The sequence below is a fragment of the Pseudomonas sp. LBUM1661 genome (assembly GCF_059695925.1).
In genome coordinates, this window is record NZ_CP166794.1 from 944,348 (window position 1) to 962,163 (window position 17,816).

Here is a 17,816-nt window from a genome sequence, read left to right on the forward strand (position 1 = left end):
GACCGGGTCATCGTTCTTCGCGGGCAAGCCTCGCTCCTACAAGGGCGGTGGGTGATCGTACAACCCGCTTGCGCTATGATGCGGTTTCAGCCGAATTTTTTCGAGAAAGACGTTCACCATGGAAAACCCGATCGACGCACCTCGCCTCCCTCGCAAGCGCCGCAGCCTCGCTCAGGAACTGGTGACCGTGCTGTCCGAGCAGATCCGCGACGGTCACCTCAAACGCGGCGACAAATTGCCCACCGAGTCGGCGATCATGGATGCCCATGGCGTCAGCCGTACCGTGGTGCGCGAAGCGATTTCCCGTTTGCAGGCGGCGGGGCAGGTGGAAACCCGCCACGGCATCGGCACCTTCGTGCTCGACACCCCGAGCCCGAGCGGTTTTCGGATCGACCCGGCGACCGTGGTGACCTTGCGTGATGTGCTGGCGATTCTGGAACTGCGCATCAGCCTCGAAGTGGAATCCGCCGGCCTCGCCGCGCAACGTCGCAGCCCCGAGCAGCTGGCGTTGATGCGTGCCGCGCTGGATGCATTGAATGAAAGTGCTTCTCACGCCAGCGATGCCGTGGCTTCGGACTTCCAGTTTCACCTGCAAATCGCCCTGTCCACCGGCAACCGCTACTTCACTGACATCATGACCCACCTGGGCACCAGCATCATTCCGCGCACGCGGCTGAACTCGGCGCGGCTGGCCCATGATGATCAGCAGCACTACATGAGTCGCTTGAGTCGTGAGCACGAAGAGATTTACGACGCGATCGCCCGCCAGGATTCCGACGCGGCGCGCGCGGCGATGCGCTTGCACCTGACCAACAGTCGCGAGCGGTTGCGGCATGCGCATGAAGAGGCAGAGGCGCAGCGGGGCTGAGATTTTCGTTGCCAGAAAGGACGCCTTCGCGGGCAAGCCCGGCTCCCACAGTGTTGTGTGTCGATCACAATAGTGCGAACACACACAAAACACTGTGGGAGCCGGGCTTGCCCGCGATGGGTCCAGCAGCCTTCAATCAGTCTTTCAGTTGATCTTCAAAATCGAACGATCCACTCGCACCGCCAACCCGACAACCCCAGGTTTGGCAGCAAACACCACATCCCCCTGCTCACCCACCACCGCCCGAGCAATCGGCACTCCCTTGGCCAACAACTCCAACGGCGCCCCCTTCATCGATTGCCCCGAAGCCAATTCCAGTTTCAATTTAATCGTCATCTTTGATCTCCTTATCAGGCCACGTTGCCAGTCGGTTGGTAATCCTTGAGCAGCAGATACGTGCTCCAGCCCCACCAATCGTCAACAGTGGCGGTGTCGTTCAGGTTGTTGACGTCCTTGCGCCGCAGCACCTTGCTGCCCTCAACCTTGAACAGTGGCGAGAAATTGCCCGTCGGGTTCAGCGTGGCTTGCAGATCCGGCAACTTTTTCAACGCTGCGAAGCTAGCGGGCGTCGGCGCGATACCGCTGAGGTACGCGGCAAAGATCTCATCCGCAGACGCCTGCACCGCTTGATTGACCTGGACGCGGTTGGCGTCGTCGATGGCATCGAAGTAACGCTTGTCCCCATACGCGCGCCACTGCTCACCGTTGGTATTACGCACATTAAGGCCGAACTTGCTGTCCTCATCGTGCATGAAACGGGTGATCAACGAACCCAGGTCGCTGGGCGTGACCACCGCCGCCAACTGCTTGCGCGGCACCCGCAAGTGGCCGGCGGAAAACAGGTCGGTCAGGTAATGATCGGCAAACGCGTTCATCGCGTAGGCCCGTTCCAACGACTGCTCATCGCCGCTATTGCGGGCCGCGACTGCTTGTTGCAACGCGGCCGTGTGCCCGGCGATGTACGCCAGCAGCGCCCACTCGGCAAAGTGATCGGCATTGTTGGCGGCCAGCTTCAGGTAACGCCCCAGCGGGAACAGCGCCGAGACGAAACTGCCTCCGCCGGTGATCGTGTTCCACTCTTCCGACAACGTATCACCCAGCGCGTCATAGGCTTCGTGAGGTTGTTTACCGTCGTTGATCGCCTGCTTCACTGCGGCGATCTCCTTTTGCATCACGCCGAGAATCAACCTGGCCTCGGCATTGGCAGCCGGCAGCACCGCCAGGGAGTTGAAGGCGTTGGTAAACCGCTGGATTCGATCAATGGCTGTCGTGCCTTCGCTGACCGGTTGATCGGGGATTCCATAGAAATCACCGCCCAGTGCAACGATTTGGCCATAGGTCAGTGCCAGCCCATTCGGCAGGTGCAGCTCTACCTGCGAAGCCGCAATGGCGGGCGCATCCTTGACGAAACGCAGCAGGGTGCTGTCACCGATGGCGGTGTGTTCACCACCCTCGAACCGTAGCTGTGGCGTGCTTTTCAAGGCTTTGCCATGAGCGGTGGAGGGTGATGCGGATTTTTTGGACGCGGGGTTATGCGAATCGGAGATCAGCAACAGCAGATGATGGCTGTCCCCGGAAATGCCAATGCCTTGCGCGGTAAAAAGCTCATCCAGTTCGGCAATGACCGGCGCCGGGTTTTCCTGCAGTTGAATGTGTAGACCTGACATTTCTAGCTCCTTGATATGTCGTCGGTATGTATCAATTAACTGTATGCATATACAGTTAATCCGAGCATAGAGGAGATTTTTCCTACGTCAAGAAAATACCTTTCCGACACAAAAACTGCAGGTGAGCGATGAAATGCAGTTGACGGTTATTATTTAAGTTGTACGATGACCTACAACTTCGGCGCAGGCTGAACGGTTTTCTCACATAACGTCGCTACTCAGGGTGTTCGAATAATGAATCCACAAGAACTGAAGTCCATCCTCTCTTCCGGTCTGCTGTCCTTCCCGGTCACCGACTTCAATGCTCAGGGCGATTTCCATCGCGCGGGCTACATCAAGCGTCTCGAATGGCTGGCCCCATACGGCGCCTCGGCATTGTTCGCCGCGGGCGGCACCGGTGAGTTCTTCTCTCTGGCGGCCAGCGAATATTCGGAAATCATCAAGACCGCCGTCGACACCTGCGAAACCAGCGTGCCGATCCTGGCCGGCGTCGGCGGTTCGACTCGCCAGGCCATCGAATACGCACAGGAGGCCGAGCGTCTGGGCGCCAAAGGCCTGTTGCTGCTGCCGCACTACCTGACCGAAGCCAGCCAGGACGGCGTTGCCGCCCACGTTGAAGCCGTGTGCAAGTCGGTGAAAATCGGCGTGGTGGTTTACAACCGCAACGTCTGCCGCCTGACCGCGCCGCTGCTGGAACGTCTGGCCGAACGCTGCCCGAACCTGATCGGCTACAAGGATGGCCTGGGCGATATCGAGTTGATGGTGTCGATCCGTCGCCGCCTCGGCGATCGCTTCAGCTACCTGGGCGGCTTGCCGACCGCCGAAGTTTACGCTGCGGCCTATAAGGCGCTGGGCGTGCCGGTGTACTCCTCGGCCGTGTTCAACTTCATCCCGAAAACCGCGATGGATTTCTACCACGCCATTGCCCGCGAAGATCACGCCACCGTCGGCAAGATCATCGACGACTTCTTCCTGCCGTACCTGGACATCCGTAACCGCAAATCCGGTTACGCCGTCAGCATCGTCAAGGCCGGGGCAAAAATTGCCGGCTATGACGCAGGTCCTGTGCGTGCACCGCTGACCGATCTGACGGTGGAGGAGTACGAAATGCTCGCCGCGCTGATCGACAAGCAAGGTGCTCAATAACACCCCCGATTAAACAAGGCCGCTGAGTGATCAGCGGCCTTTTGCGTGAGGAGATTTCCCAGTGGCTGATACAAAGCGTTTCGATAACTACATCAACGGTGAATGGGTTGCGGGTAGCGATTACTCCAACAACATCAACCCGTCCGAGTTGACCGACACCATTGGCGCATACGCCAAGGCCGATCTGGCCCAGGTTCACGCCGCCATCGACGCCGCTCGCGCCGCGTTCCCGGCGTGGTCGACCTCGGGCATCCAGGCTCGTCACGATTCACTGGATAAAGTCGGTACGGAAATCCTTGCCCGTCGCGAAGAACTCGGCACCCTGCTGGCCCGGGAAGAGGGCAAAACCCTGCCCGAAGCCATCGGCGAAGTGACCCGCGCCGGTAACATCTTCAAGTTCTTCGCCGGTGAATGCCTGCGCCTGTCCGGCGACTACCTGCCGTCGGTGCGTCCGGGCGTCAACGTCGAAGTCACTCGCGAAGCACTGGGTGTGGTCGGCTTGATCACGCCGTGGAACTTCCCGATCGCGATCCCCGCCTGGAAAATCGCCCCGGCCCTGGCCTACGGCAACTGCGTGGTGCTGAAACCAGCGGATCTGGTGCCGGGTTGCGCTTGGGCGCTGGCCGAAATCATCTCCCGCGCAGGCTTCCCGGCGGGTGTGTTCAACCTGGTGATGGGCAGCGGTCGAGTGGTGGGCGATGCGCTGGTGCAGAGCCCGAAAGTCGATGGCATCAGCTTCACCGGTTCCGTCGGTGTTGGCCGTCAAATCGCCGTCAACTGCGTGTCCCGCCAGGCCAAGGTTCAGCTGGAAATGGGTGGCAAGAACCCGCAGATCATTCTCGACGACGCCGACCTCAAACAAGCGGTCGAGCTGTCGGTGCAGAGCGCGTTCTACTCCACCGGCCAGCGTTGCACCGCTTCCAGCCGCTTCATCGTTACCGCCGGGATTCACGACACGTTCGTTGAAGCCGTGGCCGAGCGCATGAAGTCGATCAAGGTCGGCCACGCGTTGAAAGCCGGCACCGACATCGGTCCGGTCGTCTCGCAAGCGCAGCTTGAACAGGACATGAAGTACATCGACATCGGCCAGTCCGAAGGTGCGCGTCTGGTCAGCGGCGGTGGTTTGGTAACCTGCGATACCGAAGGCTACTTCCTCGCCCCTACGCTGTTTGCCGACAGCGAAGCGGCAATGCGCATCAGCCGTGAAGAGATCTTCGGCCCGGTGGCCAACGTGGTTCGCGTCGCGGATTACGAGGCAGCACTGGCTATGGCCAACGACACCGAATTCGGTCTGTCGGCGGGCATCGCTACCACGTCGCTGAAGTACGCCAACCATTTCAAGCGTCACTCCCAGGCCGGGATGGTGATGGTCAACCTGCCGACCGCCGGCGTGGATTACCACGTGCCATTCGGTGGGCGTAAAGGTTCATCCTACGGATCGCGTGAGCAAGGTCGCTATGCGCAAGAGTTCTACACCGTGGTGAAGACCTCTTACATCGGTTCCTGATACACCGCAATACCTGTGGGAGCTGGCCTGCCAGCGATGGCATCACCGCGATGTGACTGACACACCGAGTGGCTCGCATCGCCGGCAGGCCAGCTCCCACAAAAACAACACCGTTATTACCCGCATAAAAATAATCAGTGGGAGTACATCTACATGCAAGCGACCAAGCCGACCCACGTCCGCTATTTGATTTTGCTCATGCTGTTTCTGGTGACCACGATCAACTACGCCGACCGGGCTACTATCGCTATCGCGGGCTCCAGCCTGCAAAAAGACCTCGGCATCGACGCGGTCACCCTCGGTTATATCTTCTCCGCATTCGGTTGGGCCTACGTGGCCGGGCAAATTCCCGGTGGCTGGCTGCTGGACCGTTTCGGCTCGAAAAAAATCTACGCACTGAGCATCTTCACCTGGTCGCTGTTCACCGTGCTGCAGGGCTATGTCGGTGAGTTCGGCATGTCCACGGCGGTGGTGGCGCTGTTCATGCTGCGCTTCCTGGTGGGCCTGGCCGAAGCGCCGTCCTTCCCCGGTAACGCGCGCATTGTCGCGGCCTGGTTCCCGACCGCTGAACGCGGCACGGCTTCGGCGATTTTCAACTCGGCGCAATATTTTGCCACCGTGTTGTTCGCACCCCTGATGGGCTGGATCGTCTACAGCTTCGGCTGGCAGCACGTGTTCATCGTCATGGGCGTGATCGGTATCATCTTCTCGGGCATCTGGCTGAAAGTTATCCACAGTCCGCGCCAGCACCCGATGATCAACGAGGCCGAGTTCAAGCACATCGCCGACAACGGCGGCATGGTCGACATGGACCAGGACAAAGGCACAGGCAAAAAGGTCGACGGTCCGAAGTGGGACTACATCCGCCAGTTGCTGACCAACCGCATGATGCTCGGCGTGTACCTCGGCCAATACTGCATCAACGGCATCACCTATTTCTTCCTGACCTGGTTCCCGGTGTACCTGGTGCAAGAACGCGGCATGACCATCCTCAAGGCCGGTTTCATTGCCTCGTTGCCGGCGATCTGCGGCTTCATCGGTGGGGTGCTCGGCGGGGTGATTTCCGACTACCTGCTGCGCAAGGGCCATTCCCTGACCTTCGCCCGCAAGGCACCGATCATTGCCGGCTTGCTGGTTTCCAGCAGCATCGTGGCCTGCAACTACGTTGACGTTGAATGGATGGTCGTCGGCTTCATGGCCCTGGCCTTCTTTGGCAAAGGCGTGGGCGCGCTGGGTTGGGCCGTGGTGTCTGACACCTCGCCAAAACAGATTGCCGGTCTCAGCGGTGGCTTGTTCAACACCTTCGGCAACATCGCTTCGATCACCACCCCGATTGTCATCGGCTACATCATCAGCTCCACCGGTTCGTTCAAATGGGCGCTGGTGTTTGTCGGTTGCAACGCGCTGGTCGCGGTGTTCAGCTACCTGGTAATCGTCGGTCCGATCAAACGTGTGGTACTCAAGGAGCCGCCGGTCAGCGGTCCTGAAACCAACAGCAAATTATCTGAAGCGCATTCCTGAGGAGCGGCGTCATGCAGTTGATTGAACATTCCGACTCGCCGCGCTACATCCGCCTGCACGAGCGGGACAACGTGGTGATCGTGGTCAATGACCAAGGCGTGCCGGCCGGCACCGAATTTCCGGACGGCCTGGTCACCGTGGACTTCGTGCCGCAGAGCCACAAGGTCACCCTGGAAGACATTCCCGAGGGCGGCCAGGTGATTCGTTACGGGCAGACCATTGGTTACGCGTTGCAGCCGATTCCACGCGGCAGCTGGGTCAAGGAAGATCAACTGCGCATGCCCACCGCGCCACCGCTGGACAGCTTGCCGCTGTCCACCGAAGTGCCGGCGGCGCAGGCACCGCTGGAAGGCTTCACGTTCGAGGGTTATCGCAACGCTGACGGCACCGTCGGCACGCGCAATATTCTGGGGATAACCACCACGGTTCAATGCGTCACGGGTGTGCTGGATCATGCGGTCAAGCGCATCAAGGACGAGCTGCTGCCGCAGTACCCGAACGTCGATGACGTGGTGGCGCTGACCCACAGTTATGGCTGTGGCGTGGCGATCACCGCCGCTGACGCGTACATCCCGATCCGCACGGTGCGCAACCTGGCGCGCAACCCGAACCTGGGTGGCGAAGCGTTGGTGATCAGCCTGGGCTGCGAGAAATTGCAGGCCGGGCAGGTGATGCATGAGAACGACAGCTCGGTGGATCTGAGCGAGCCGTGGTTGTACCGCTTGCAGGATTCGAGTCACGGTTTCACCGAGATGATCGAGCAGATCATGGCGTTGGCCGAGACCCGATTGAAGAAGCTCGATCAACGTCGCCGGGAAACCGTACCGGCGTCCGAGCTGATTCTCGGCATGCAGTGCGGCGGCAGCGATGCGTTCTCCGGGATCACCGCGAACCCGGCGCTTGGCTATGCCTCGGACCTGTTGCTGCGCGCGGGTGCGACGGTGATGTTTTCCGAAGTCACCGAAGTGCGCGATGCGATTTACCTGCTGACCTCCCGGGCGGAAACCAAGGAAGTCGCCGAGGAACTGGTGCGCGAAATGGACTGGTACGACCGCTACCTGGCCAAGGGCGAAGCGGATCGCAGCGCCAACACCACGCCGGGGAACAAGAAGGGCGGGTTGTCGAACATTGTCGAGAAGTCGTTGGGCTCTATCGTCAAATCCGGCAGCAGCGCGATCAACGGGGTGCTTGGCCCTGGCGAACGTTTCAAGCGCAAAGGGCTGATCTTCTGCGCGACGCCGGCCAGCGATTTCGTCTGTGGCACCTTGCAACTGGCGGCGGGGATGAACCTGCATGTGTTCACCACCGGCCGCGGTACGCCGTATGGTTTGGCGATGGCGCCGGTGGTGAAGGTCTCGACCCGGACCGAACTGGCGCAGCGCTGGCCGGACCTGATCGATATCGATGCCGGGCGGATTGCCACCGGGCGGGCGTCGATTGAAGACCTTGGCTGGGAGTTGTTCCATTACTACCTGGACGTCGCCAGCGGCAAGAAACAGACCTGGGCCGAGCAGCACAAACTGCATAACGACATCACCTTGTTCAACCCGGCGCCGATCACCTGAGACTGCGTTATCGTTCATCGCCAGCAGGCTGGCTCCCACAGGGGTTTTCGTCGTGCACAGATTGTGTGTTTGGGGCAGGACAAATGTGGGAGCGAGCCTGCTCGCGATAGCGGTCTACCAGACGCCAACGTCCCGGGTGGCTTATCATTAGCCGCCTATCGACGCTCACCCAAGGTTCCCCCCCGGCATGCTGGCTATCTTCCTCGAAACCCTGAACATCACCGCGCCGGTGTTTGCCATGCTGTTTCTGGGGGTGCTGCTCAAGCGCATCAACTGGATCAACGACAACTTCATCCACACGGCTTCGGCCCTGGTGTTCAACGTCACCATGCCGGCGTTGCTGTTCCTGGGCATCCTGCATGCCGACTTGCACGCTGCGTTGCAACCGGCGCTGCTGATCTATTTCTCGATAGCGACGCTGCTGTGTTTTGCCATCGCGTGGGGCTGGGCGATCTTGAAGTGCCCGCGCGAAGACCGGGGGATCTACACCCAAGGCGCCTTTCGCGGTAACAACGGCGTGATCGGCCTGGCACTGGCAGCGAACATGTATGGCGACTACGGGATTTCCCTCGGGGCGATCCTCGCGGCGCTGGTGATCCTGTTTTACAACACGCTCTCGACCATCGTGTTGGCGGTGTACAGCCCGGTGATCAAGTCCGACCCGTGGAGCATCTGCAAGAGCGTCATGGTCAATCCGCTGATCATCAGTGTGTTTGCAGCGGCGCCGTTTGCCTACTTCAAGCTCAGCTTGCCGGGATGGCTGGAAACCTCTGGCCAGTACCTGGCGCAAACCACCTTGCCACTGGCGCTGATCTGCATCGGCGGCACGCTGTCGCTGGCGGCGTTGCGCAAAAGCGGCGACATGGCGTTGAGCTCAAGCCTGGTGAAGATGATCGGCCTGCCGGTGCTGGCGACGCTGGGCGCGTGGTTGTGGGGCTTTCGCGGGGCGGAGTTGGGGATTCTGTTTCTGTACTTCGGCAGCCCGACGGCGGCGGCCAGTTTTGTCATGGCCCGTCAGGCCGATGGTAATCATGAACTGGCGGCTGCGATTATCGTGATTACGACGCTGATGGCGGCGGTGACCACCAACATCGGGATTTTTGTGTTGCAGTGGGGCGGGTGGATTTAGCTCAGGGATTTTGGGTTGTTCTTCCGGGCCTCATCGCGAGCAGGCTCGCTCCCACAGTGATCTTGGGTGTTCACACAATTTGTGCAACAAAGGAGATCCCCTGTGGGAGCGAGCCTGCTCGCGATGACGGTAGATCTTTCACCGCAACCTTCGAATATTCATTCCGGCTTCTGATAGCTATCAATCACTTCCTGCGCTGCCCGAAACGCATCGATCGCCGCCGGCGCACCGGCATACACCGCGCAATGCAGCAATGTCTCGCGTATCTCTTCCACGGTGCAGCCATTGTTCAACGCGCCGCGCACATGGCCTTTCAATTCCTGCGGGCACTTCAACGCGGTCAGCGCGGCGAGGGTGATCAGGCTGCGGGTTTTCAGCGGCAACCCTTCACGGTTCCAGACGCTGCCCCACGCGTGCTCGTTGACGAAATCCTGCAGCGGCTGGCTGAACTCGGTGGCGTTGCCCAGTGCGCGGTCGACGAAGGCATCGCCCATCACTTGGCGGCGGACTTCAACGCCAGGCTTTTTATTCTCGGTCATGCAATTCCCTCTTGTGGTGTTGGCGACGCCAGGCGCGCAGCGACGTGAACAGCAAAAACGCCACCAGCGCCGGCAGGACGAAAAACAGCATCAGGTGTTCAAGCTTGCCGGCCAGCGGCATGCCGGTGGTGAATGACACCACGTGCAGACCGTAAGCCAGATACAAACCCAGGAACAGCAGACCTTCGGCGCGGGTCACCCGGTAACCGGAATAGAACACCGGCAGGCACAGCGTCGCGACGCCGAGCATCACTGGCAGGTCGAAGTCCAGGGCGTTGGGCGAAACCGACAACGGCGCCGGGGCGACCAGTGCAGTGAAACCGAGCACGCCCAGCAGGTTGAACAGGTTGCTGCCGATCACGTTACCGACGGCGATCTCCCGCTCACCACGCAACGCGGCGATCAACGAGGTGGCCAGTTCCGGCAGGGACGTGCTGACGGCGACGATGGTCAGGCCGATGATCCGTTCCGACAGCCCCAGGTCGGTGGCGACCGCCACCGCCGCGCCCAACAGCAAGTGCCCGGCGTACACCAGTATCGCCAGTCCGGCCACGATCATCAGCAGGCTGCTGATCCAGGGCGCCTGCGGGGTATCGTGGGTGGTCGATTGCGGACGGGTCGAGTGCCGCGACTGGCGCAGCAGCAAGCCCAGATACAGCGTCATGGCCGCCAGCAGTAACACGCCATCGGTTCGGGTCAGCTCTTCATTCCACGCCAATACGAACACCAGCAGGCTGGCGCCGATCATCAGCGGAATATCCAGGCGCACCAGTTGCCGCGACACCCGCAGCGGGATGATCAGTGCCGAGAGGCCGAGGGTCACGAGGATGTTAAAGATGCTGCTGCCGATGACGCTGCCGACGGCGATGTCAGCGTTTTGCGCCAGGGTCGCTTGCAGGCTGACAGCCATTTGCGGCGCGCTGCTGCCGAGGGCGACGATGGTCAGGCCGATAATCAGTGGGCGCACGTGCAACCGCGCGGCCAGGCGCACGGCGGCGCGCACCATCAGCTCGGCACCAGCGATCAGCAGGACCAGGCCGCTGAGCAATTCGATCAGGCTGATCAGGGGGATGTCGGTTAGTCCGAAAATGGTCGGGGCTCCGTCTGTCAGTCGTCGAGGGCTTGCACGCGTACCCGTGCGGTGCCGCTCCTGAGCATACCCAGTTGTTCGGCGGCCTCGTGTGAAAGATCGATCAGGCGCCCGCGGGTATGTGGCCCGCGATCGTTGATGCGCACCACGCAGGATTTGTCGTTATTCAGGTTGGTGACCTTCACCCGCGTACCAAAGGGTAGCTGGCGATGGGCGGCGGTCAGGGAGTTCTTGTTGAAACGCTCGCCACTGGCGGTGCGCTTGCCCTGGTGTTTGGCGCCGTAATAGGACGCCATGCCGGTCTTGTCGTAGCCGTGCGGATCGATGACATCGTTGCTGGCACAACCGGCCAGTAAAGAAAGCAGGGCGCAGGCACTGAGCAGACGCTTCATAAACGGTTTCCCTGAAACAAATGTGGGAGCCAGCCTGCTGGCGATCGCGGAGTATCAGACACGGGTATGTTGAATGTCAGACCGCTATCGCCAGCAGGCTGGCTCCCACAAGGGGTGGAGCCAGATTTGACGGCTGGCTCCATGCTCATCAGCCTTCGAGCTTGCTTTTCAGCAGTTCGTTGACCTGTTGCGGGTTGGCCTTGCCTTTGGAGGCTTTCATGGCCTGGCCGACGAAGAAGCCGAACATCTTGCCGCGTTTGGCTTCGTCTGCCGCGCGGTATTGCTCGACCTGCTCGGCGTTGGCCGCGAGCATTTCGTCCAGCACCGCCGAGATCGCCCCCGTGTCGGTCACTTGCTTCAAGCCGCGCTTGTCGATGATCTCGTCCGCGCTGCCTTCACCGTTGGCCATCGCTTCAAACACCACCTTGGCGATTTTGCCGGAGATGGTGTTGTCCTTGATGCGCAGCAACATGCCGCCCAGTTGCTCGGCCGAGACCGGCGACTGATCGATGTCCAGGCCCTGTTTGTTCAACAGGCTGCCCAGTTCAACCATCACCCAGTTGGCCGCCAGCTTGGCGTCGCCGCTGATGCTCACGACTTTCTCGAAGTAATCGGCTTGCTCGCGGCTGGTGGCCAGGACGCTGGCGTCGTAGACCGACAGGCCGAACTGCTCCTGGAAGCGCTCGCGTTTCTGCGGCGGCAATTCCGGCAGGGTGGCGCGCACGTCGTCGAGGAACGAGTTCTCGATGACCACCGGCAGCAGGTCCGGATCAGGGAAGTAACGGTAGTCGTTGGCTTCCTCTTTGCTGCGCATCGGACGGGTTTCGTCCTTGTTCGGATCGTACAGGCGAGTCTGCTGGATCACCCGGCCGCCGTCTTCGATCAGCTCGATCTGACGCTGCACTTCGGTGTTGATCGCCTTCTCGATGAAACGGAACGAGTTGACGTTCTTGATCTCGCAGCGCGTGCCGAATTCAACCTGGCCTTTCGGACGGATCGACACGTTGCAGTCGCAACGCAGCGAACCTTCGGCCATGTTGCCGTCGCAGATGCCCAGGTAGCGCACCAGCGCGTGGACGGCCTTGACGTAAGCCACGGCTTCCTTGGCGCTGCGCATGTCCGGCTCGGAAACGATCTCCAGCAGCGGTGTGCCGGCGCGGTTCAGGTCGATGCCGGTGGCGCCGTTGAACTCTTCGTGCAGGCTTTTACCGGCGTCTTCTTCCAGGTGCGCGCGGGTGATGCCGACGCGTTTGACCGTGCCGTCTTCCAGCGCGATGTCCAGGTGGCCCTTGCCGACGATCGGCAATTCCATCTGGCTGATCTGGTAGCCCTTCGGCAGGTCCGGGTAGAAATAGTTTTTGCGGGCGAACACGTTGTGCTGGCCGATCTCGGCATCGATGGCCAGGCCGAACATCACCGCCATGCGCACCGCTTCCTGGTTCAGCACCGGCAGTACGCCGGGCATGCCCAGGTCTACCAGGCTGGCCTGGGTGTTCGGCTCGGAGCCAAACGTGGTGGAACTACCGGAAAAGATTTTCGACCGGGTGGTGAGCTGGGTATGAATCTCCAGCCCGATCACGACTTCCCATTGCATGTGTTTCTCCTCAGAAGCCGGTTGGGGTGCGGGTGTGCCAGTCAGTGTTCAACTGATACTGGTGCGCAACGTTGAGCAAGCGGCCTTCCTGGAAATACGGAGCGAGCAATTGCACGCCGACCGGCAGGCCATCGACGAAACCGGCGGGCATGGACAAGCCCGGCAGGCCGGCGAGGTTGGCGGTGATGGTGTAGACGTCTTCCAGGTACGCAGCGACCGGGTCGCTGTTCTTCGCGCCAAGTTTCCACGCCGGGTTCGGCGTGGTTGGGCCGAGGATGATGTCGACCTCATTAAAGGCAGCCATGAAGTCGTTCTTGATCAAGCGACGAATCTTCTGCGCCTTCAGGTAGTAGGCGTCGTAGTAACCGGCGGACAGCGCGTAGGCGCCGACCATGATCCGGCGTTGCACTTCCGGGCCAAAACCTTCGCCACGGGAACGCTTGTACAGGTCGATCAGGTTTTTCGGGTCTTCGCAGCGGTAGCCGAAGCGCACACCGTCGAAGCGCGACAGGTTGGACGAAGCTTCTGCTGGCGCGATCACGTAGTACGCAGGAATCGCGTGCTGCATGTTCGGCAGGCTGATTTCCTTGACCACGGCGCCGAGCTTTTCCAGCTCTTTGACGCTGTTGTGGATCAGCTCGGCGATGCGCGGGTCGAGACCGGCACTGAAGTATTCCTTCGGCACGCCGATGCGCAGGCCTTGCAGCGAACCGTTGAGGCTGGCGCTGTAATCAGGCACGGGCTCGTCGATGCTGGTGGAGTCTTGCGGGTCGAAACCGGCCATGCCTTGCAGCAGGATGGCGCAGTCTTCGGCGGTGCGCGCCAACGGGCCGCCCTGATCGAGACTGGAGGCATAAGCGATCATGCCCCAGCGCGAAACGCGACCGTACGTCGGTTTCAGGCCGGTGAGGTTGGTCAGTGCAGCGGGCTGACGGATCGAGCCGCCAGTATCGGTGCCGGTGGCCGCCGGCAACAGACGCGCGGCAACCGCCGCCGCCGAGCCGCCGGACGAACCGCCCGGAACGTGTTCCAGGTTCCACGGGTTTTTCACCGCGCCGTAGTAGCTCGACTCGTTGGCCGAACCCATGGCGAATTCGTCCATGTTGGTCTTGCCCAGGGTCACGGCCCCGGCAGCGGCCAGCTTGGCAACCACGGTGGCGTCGTACGGGGCTTTAAAGTTGTCGAGCATCTTCGAGCCGCAGCTGGTGCGGATGCCCTGGGTGCAGAACAGGTCTTTGTGGGCGATCGGCGCGCCGAGCAGGGCGCCGCTTTCACCGTTGGCCCGGCGTGCGTCAGCGGCTTTCGCCTGCTGGAGCGCCAGGTCTTCGGTGAGGCTGATGAAGCTGTTGAGCTGCGGGTCGAGCTGGGCGATGCGCGCCAGCAGGACTTTGGTCAGCTCTTCGGAAGAAAACTTTTTATCGGCGAGTCCGCGGGCGATCTCGGCCAGAGTCAATTGATGCATTGCAGGCTCTTTCCCTTTAGTCGATGACTTTCGGAACCAGGTACAGGCCGTTTTCGACCGCTGGTGCGATGGACTGATAGGCCTCGCGATGATTGGTCTCGGTCACGACGTCTGCACGCAGGCGCTGGCTGGCTTCCAGTGGGTGGGCGAGCGGCTCGATACCGTCGGTATTGACCGCCTGCATTTCGTCGACCAGCCCGAGAATGCTGTTCAGGGCCGAAGTGATGTGTGGAAGATCGGCATCATTAAGGCCCAGACAGGCCAGATGAGCGATTTTTTCCACGTCGGAGCGTTCAAGCGCCATGGGAATCTCCAGTGGAAAACAGAACGGACGGCGTCCGTGTGTTAGATTGTCGGAACACTACCGCATTTCTACGGTCATAAGGCCGCGATTGTGGGGGTTGGTGCACAGAAAAGCGGCCAATTTAACATATTGGCGCCTTGCCCAAAATCCCTGTCGTTGTTAGAGTTTGCCGCACTTTTTTACCCACGCGTTGCCTAGGGTCCTTTCCCCATGTTCAAGAAACTGCGTGGCATGTTTTCCAGCGATCTTTCCATTGACCTGGGCACTGCCAACACCCTTATTTACGTGCGCGAGCGCGGAATCGTTCTGAATGAGCCATCGGTTGTGGCTATTCGGACACACGGTAACCAGAAAAGTGTCGTTGCTGTCGGCACCGAGGCCAAGCGCATGCTTGGCCGTACGCCGGGCAATATTGCTGCCATTCGTCCGATGAAGGATGGCGTGATCGCCGACTTCAGCGTTTGCGAAAAGATGCTGCAATACTTTATCAACAAGGTTCACGAAAACAGCTTTCTGCAGCCTAGCCCTCGTGTGCTGATCTGCGTTCCATGCAAATCCACCCAGGTTGAGCGTCGTGCCATCCGTGAATCGGCCCTCGGTGCCGGTGCCCGTGAAGTGTTCCTGATCGAAGAGCCAATGGCCGCTGCGATCGGTGCCGGCCTGCCGGTTGAAGAAGCACGCGGTTCGATGGTGGTCGATATCGGTGGCGGTACCACTGAAATCGCCCTGATCTCCCTGAACGGTGTGGTTTACGCTGAATCCGTACGGGTTGGCGGCGACCGCTTCGACGAAGCGATCATCACCTACGTGCGTCGCAACTACGGCAGCCTGATCGGCGAATCCACCGCCGAGCGCATCAAGCAGGAAATCGGTACAGCCTACCCGGGCGGCGAAGTTCGCGAAGTCGACGTTCGTGGCCGTAACCTGGCCGAAGGCGTTCCACGCGCATTCACCCTGAACTCCAATGAAGTGCTGGAAGCTCTGCAAGAGTCCCTGGCCACCATCGTTCAAGCGGTGAAAAGCGCACTGGAGCAATCGCCTCCGGAACTGGCGTCCGATATCGCCGAGCGTGGTCTGGTCCTGACCGGTGGTGGCGCCTTGCTGCGTGACCTCGACAAGTTGCTGGCCCAGGAAACCGGTCTGCCGGTGATCGTTGCCGAAGACCCGCTGACCTGTGTGGCTCGCGGCGGTGGCCGTGCATTGGAAATGATGGATAAACACACCATGGACCTGCTGTCGAGCGAGTGATCGCCCGATGCATCTATGCTGTTGAGCGCGCAGGCAGCACTTTGCAGTGCTGCCTGTTGGCGTTTATCTTCTGTCAGTCTGCATCCAGGCCGGTTTGATGCCGTATGAATAAAGAGAACATTTGCCTGAGAGGAGCGGCTTATTAAACCGCTTTTCACCAAAGGGCCTTCACTGGGCGTGCGCTTGTTGGTGCTGGTCGTGCTTTCGGTCGCGCTGATGGTGGTCGATGCCCGCTTCACACTGCTCAAGCCAGTGCGTAGCCAAATGTCGCTGGTGCTGATGCAGTCTTACTGGATCACCGACCTGCCGCAGCGGCTATGGCAAGGTGTGGCCAGCCAATTCGGCAGCCGGACCGAGCTCGTCGCCGAAAACGAAAAACTCAAGACCGAAAACCTGCTGTTGCAGGGGCGCATGCAAAAGCTTGCCGCCCTCACCGAGCAGAACGTTCGGCTGCGCGAGTTGCTCAACTCTTCGGCGCTGGTCAACGAAAAGGTCGAAGTGGCCGAATTGATCGGCATGGACCCCAACCCCTTCACCCATCGCATCATCATCAACAAAGGTGAACGCGACGGTGTGGTCCTCGGCCAACCGGTGCTCGATGCCCGTGGCCTGATGGGCCAGGTGGTGGAATTGATGCCGTACACCTCCCGCGTCCTGCTGCTGACTGACACCACCCACAGCATTCCGGTGCAGGTGAACCGCAACGGTCTGCGCGCGATTGCCAGCGGCACCGGCAACCCGGAACGCCTGGAATTGCGTCACGTCGCCGACACGGCCGACATCAAGGAAGGCGATCTGCTGGTCAGTTCGGGTCTCGGTCAGCGGTTCCCGGCGGGCTACCCGGTGGCGACGGTCAAGGAAGTGATTCACGATTCCGGTCAGCCGTTTGCCATTGTCCGTGCCGTGCCGACCGCCGCTTTGAACCGCAGCCGTTACTTGCTGCTGGTGTTCAGTGACGGCCGCACCGCCGAAGAGCGCGCCAACGAAGCCGCCCAGGCTCAGGAAGCGCTGGACCAGCACGGCGGTGGCCCGATCATTCCGGCGACCGTACCAAAACCTGCGATCGTCCCGGCCGCTGTTGCCGCGCCCGCTGCACCAACTGCTCCTGCCGCAGCCCCTGCGACTGCAACCCCGGCCAAACCCGCTGCCACGAAACCTGCCGCTGCCAAGCCGCCCGCAGCGCAACCCGCTGCCGTGAAGCCTGCTGCCAAACCGCCTGTCTCCGCGCCGGCTACCACTGGGGGACGAGAATAATGGTCGGTGCTACCGCATCCCGAAACGGCTGGATCGTCTGGCTGACCTTCGCCATCGGCATGCTGCTCAGCGTTTCGCCGCTGCCGCAATTCATGGAAATCCTCCGCCCGTTGTGGCTGGCCTTGCTGCTGGCCTTCTGGGCATTGGCCATGCCACAGAAAGTCGGCATGGTCACCGCGTGGTGCCTGGGCTTGGCCGAAGACGTGCTCTACGGCACGCTGCTGGGGCAGAACGCACTGATCCTGACACTCATCACGTTCCTGGTGCTGTCGCTGCAACAGCGCCTGCGCATGTTCCCGATGTGGCAACAGAGCCTGGTGATCCTGGTGATTTTCGGCCTCGCGCAACTGGTTCAACTGTGGCTCAGCGCGTTGACCGGCAACCGTCAGCCGACGCTGGCGCTGGTCCTGCCGGCACTGGTCAGTGCATTGCTCTGGCCCTGGATCAGCTACGGTTTGCGTGGTTTGCGTCGCCACTACAAAATCAATTAATTCGGTCAGGCATTTGCCCGCACCTCGACAGGGAGATGT

The 17,816-nt window shown here is 60.8% G+C and carries 17 protein-coding genes; 9 read left to right on the forward strand and 8 right to left on the reverse strand.

What is annotated here, in order from left to right:
• Window positions 1–118: 118 nt before the first annotated feature.
• The gene (locus tag ACA057_RS04225) at window positions 119–868 is read left to right on the forward strand and encodes a FadR/GntR family transcriptional regulator (RefSeq protein WP_401363004.1); all 750 of its coding nucleotides are present in this window, start codon (window positions 119–121) and stop codon (window positions 866–868) included.
• A 144-nt stretch (window positions 869–1,012) separates the two neighbouring features.
• Here ACA057_RS04225 and ACA057_RS04230 read toward each other — a convergent pair whose 3' ends face one another.
• Window positions 1,013–1,204 (reverse strand): hypothetical protein, encoded by a 192-nt coding sequence (locus tag ACA057_RS04230; RefSeq protein WP_497346180.1) that lies wholly within the window; start codon window positions 1,202–1,204, stop codon window positions 1,013–1,015.
• Between the two features lie 14 nt (window positions 1,205–1,218).
• Window positions 1,219–2,535: a phospholipase gene (locus ACA057_RS04235; protein ID WP_497346182.1), complete on the reverse strand. Its 1,317-nt coding sequence runs from the start codon at window positions 2,533–2,535 to the stop codon at window positions 1,219–1,221.
• A gap of 234 nt (window positions 2,536–2,769) precedes the next feature.
• On the opposite strand from ACA057_RS04235, the gene kdgD reads away from it, so the two are divergent.
• The 5 genes from kdgD (at window position 2,770) to ACA057_RS04260 (ending at window position 9,403) form a co-directional block, all read left to right on the forward strand.
• Complete coding sequence (kdgD, locus tag ACA057_RS04240) at window positions 2,770–3,681, forward strand: 5-dehydro-4-deoxyglucarate dehydratase (protein WP_497346184.1); 912 nt, start codon at window positions 2,770–2,772, stop codon at window positions 3,679–3,681.
• Window positions 3,682–3,742: 61 nt separating this feature from the next.
• The gene (locus ACA057_RS04245) at window positions 3,743–5,188 is read left to right on the forward strand and encodes an aldehyde dehydrogenase family protein (RefSeq protein WP_497346186.1); all 1,446 of its coding nucleotides are present in this window, start codon (window positions 3,743–3,745) and stop codon (window positions 5,186–5,188) included.
• A gap of 153 nt (window positions 5,189–5,341) precedes the next feature.
• Window positions 5,342–6,709 carry an MFS transporter gene (locus tag ACA057_RS04250; RefSeq protein WP_497346188.1) on the forward strand — a complete coding sequence of 456 codons (1,368 nt, stop codon included), beginning with the start codon at window positions 5,342–5,344 and terminating at the stop codon, window positions 6,707–6,709.
• 11 nt (window positions 6,710–6,720) lie between these two features.
• On the forward strand, window positions 6,721–8,274 hold the full coding sequence (gene garD / locus ACA057_RS04255) for a galactarate dehydratase (protein ID WP_497346190.1): 1,554 nt from the start codon (window positions 6,721–6,723) through the stop codon (window positions 8,272–8,274).
• A 187-nt stretch (window positions 8,275–8,461) separates the two neighbouring features.
• Window positions 8,462–9,403 (forward strand): AEC family transporter, encoded by a 942-nt coding sequence (locus tag ACA057_RS04260; RefSeq protein WP_497346192.1) that lies wholly within the window; start codon window positions 8,462–8,464, stop codon window positions 9,401–9,403.
• Window positions 9,404–9,561: 158 nt separating this feature from the next.
• Here ACA057_RS04260 and ACA057_RS04265 read toward each other — a convergent pair whose 3' ends face one another.
• The 6 genes from ACA057_RS04265 to gatC form a co-directional block, all read right to left on the reverse strand.
• Window positions 9,562–9,942, reverse strand: coding sequence for a carboxymuconolactone decarboxylase family protein (locus ACA057_RS04265; protein WP_059403231.1), 381 nt, complete (start codon window positions 9,940–9,942; stop codon window positions 9,562–9,564).
• Window positions 9,929–10,999 (reverse strand): calcium/sodium antiporter, encoded by a 1,071-nt coding sequence (locus tag ACA057_RS04270; RefSeq protein ID WP_497349805.1) that lies wholly within the window; start codon window positions 10,997–10,999, stop codon window positions 9,929–9,931. The genes ACA057_RS04265 and ACA057_RS04270 overlap by 14 nt, the downstream gene beginning before the upstream one ends.
• A gap of 50 nt (window positions 11,000–11,049) precedes the next feature.
• On the reverse strand, window positions 11,050–11,424 hold the full coding sequence (locus ACA057_RS04275; protein ID WP_059403233.1) for a septal ring lytic transglycosylase RlpA family protein: 375 nt from the start codon (window positions 11,422–11,424) through the stop codon (window positions 11,050–11,052).
• Window positions 11,425–11,572: 148 nt separating this feature from the next.
• Window positions 11,573–13,018 carry an Asp-tRNA(Asn)/Glu-tRNA(Gln) amidotransferase subunit GatB gene (gene gatB / locus ACA057_RS04280; RefSeq protein ID WP_497346194.1) on the reverse strand — a complete coding sequence of 482 codons (1,446 nt, stop codon included), beginning with the start codon at window positions 13,016–13,018 and terminating at the stop codon, window positions 11,573–11,575.
• A 10-nt stretch (window positions 13,019–13,028) separates the two neighbouring features.
• Window positions 13,029–14,480 carry an Asp-tRNA(Asn)/Glu-tRNA(Gln) amidotransferase subunit GatA gene (gene gatA / locus ACA057_RS04285; RefSeq protein ID WP_401362979.1) on the reverse strand — a complete coding sequence of 484 codons (1,452 nt, stop codon included), beginning with the start codon at window positions 14,478–14,480 and terminating at the stop codon, window positions 13,029–13,031.
• 16 nt (window positions 14,481–14,496) lie between these two features.
• On the reverse strand, window positions 14,497–14,784 hold the full coding sequence (gene gatC / locus ACA057_RS04290) for an Asp-tRNA(Asn)/Glu-tRNA(Gln) amidotransferase subunit GatC (protein ID WP_007901429.1): 288 nt from the start codon (window positions 14,782–14,784) through the stop codon (window positions 14,497–14,499).
• 210 nt (window positions 14,785–14,994) lie between these two features.
• Between gatC and mreB the strand changes: the two genes are divergently transcribed.
• The 3 genes from mreB (at window position 14,995) to mreD (ending at window position 17,777) form a co-directional block, all read left to right on the forward strand.
• Window positions 14,995–16,032: a rod shape-determining protein MreB gene (gene mreB, locus ACA057_RS04295; RefSeq protein ID WP_002555108.1), complete on the forward strand. Its 1,038-nt coding sequence runs from the start codon at window positions 14,995–14,997 to the stop codon at window positions 16,030–16,032.
• A 141-nt stretch (window positions 16,033–16,173) separates the two neighbouring features.
• Entirely contained in the window at window positions 16,174–17,286 is a 1,113-nt protein-coding gene (gene mreC / locus ACA057_RS04300) for a rod shape-determining protein MreC (RefSeq protein ID WP_497349807.1), read from the forward strand.
• The gene (gene mreD, locus ACA057_RS04305; RefSeq protein WP_497346197.1) at window positions 17,286–17,777 is read left to right on the forward strand and encodes a rod shape-determining protein MreD; all 492 of its coding nucleotides are present in this window, start codon (window positions 17,286–17,288) and stop codon (window positions 17,775–17,777) included. Before mreC ends, mreD begins: the two co-directional genes overlap by 1 nt.
• Window positions 17,778–17,816 lie beyond the last annotated feature (39 nt).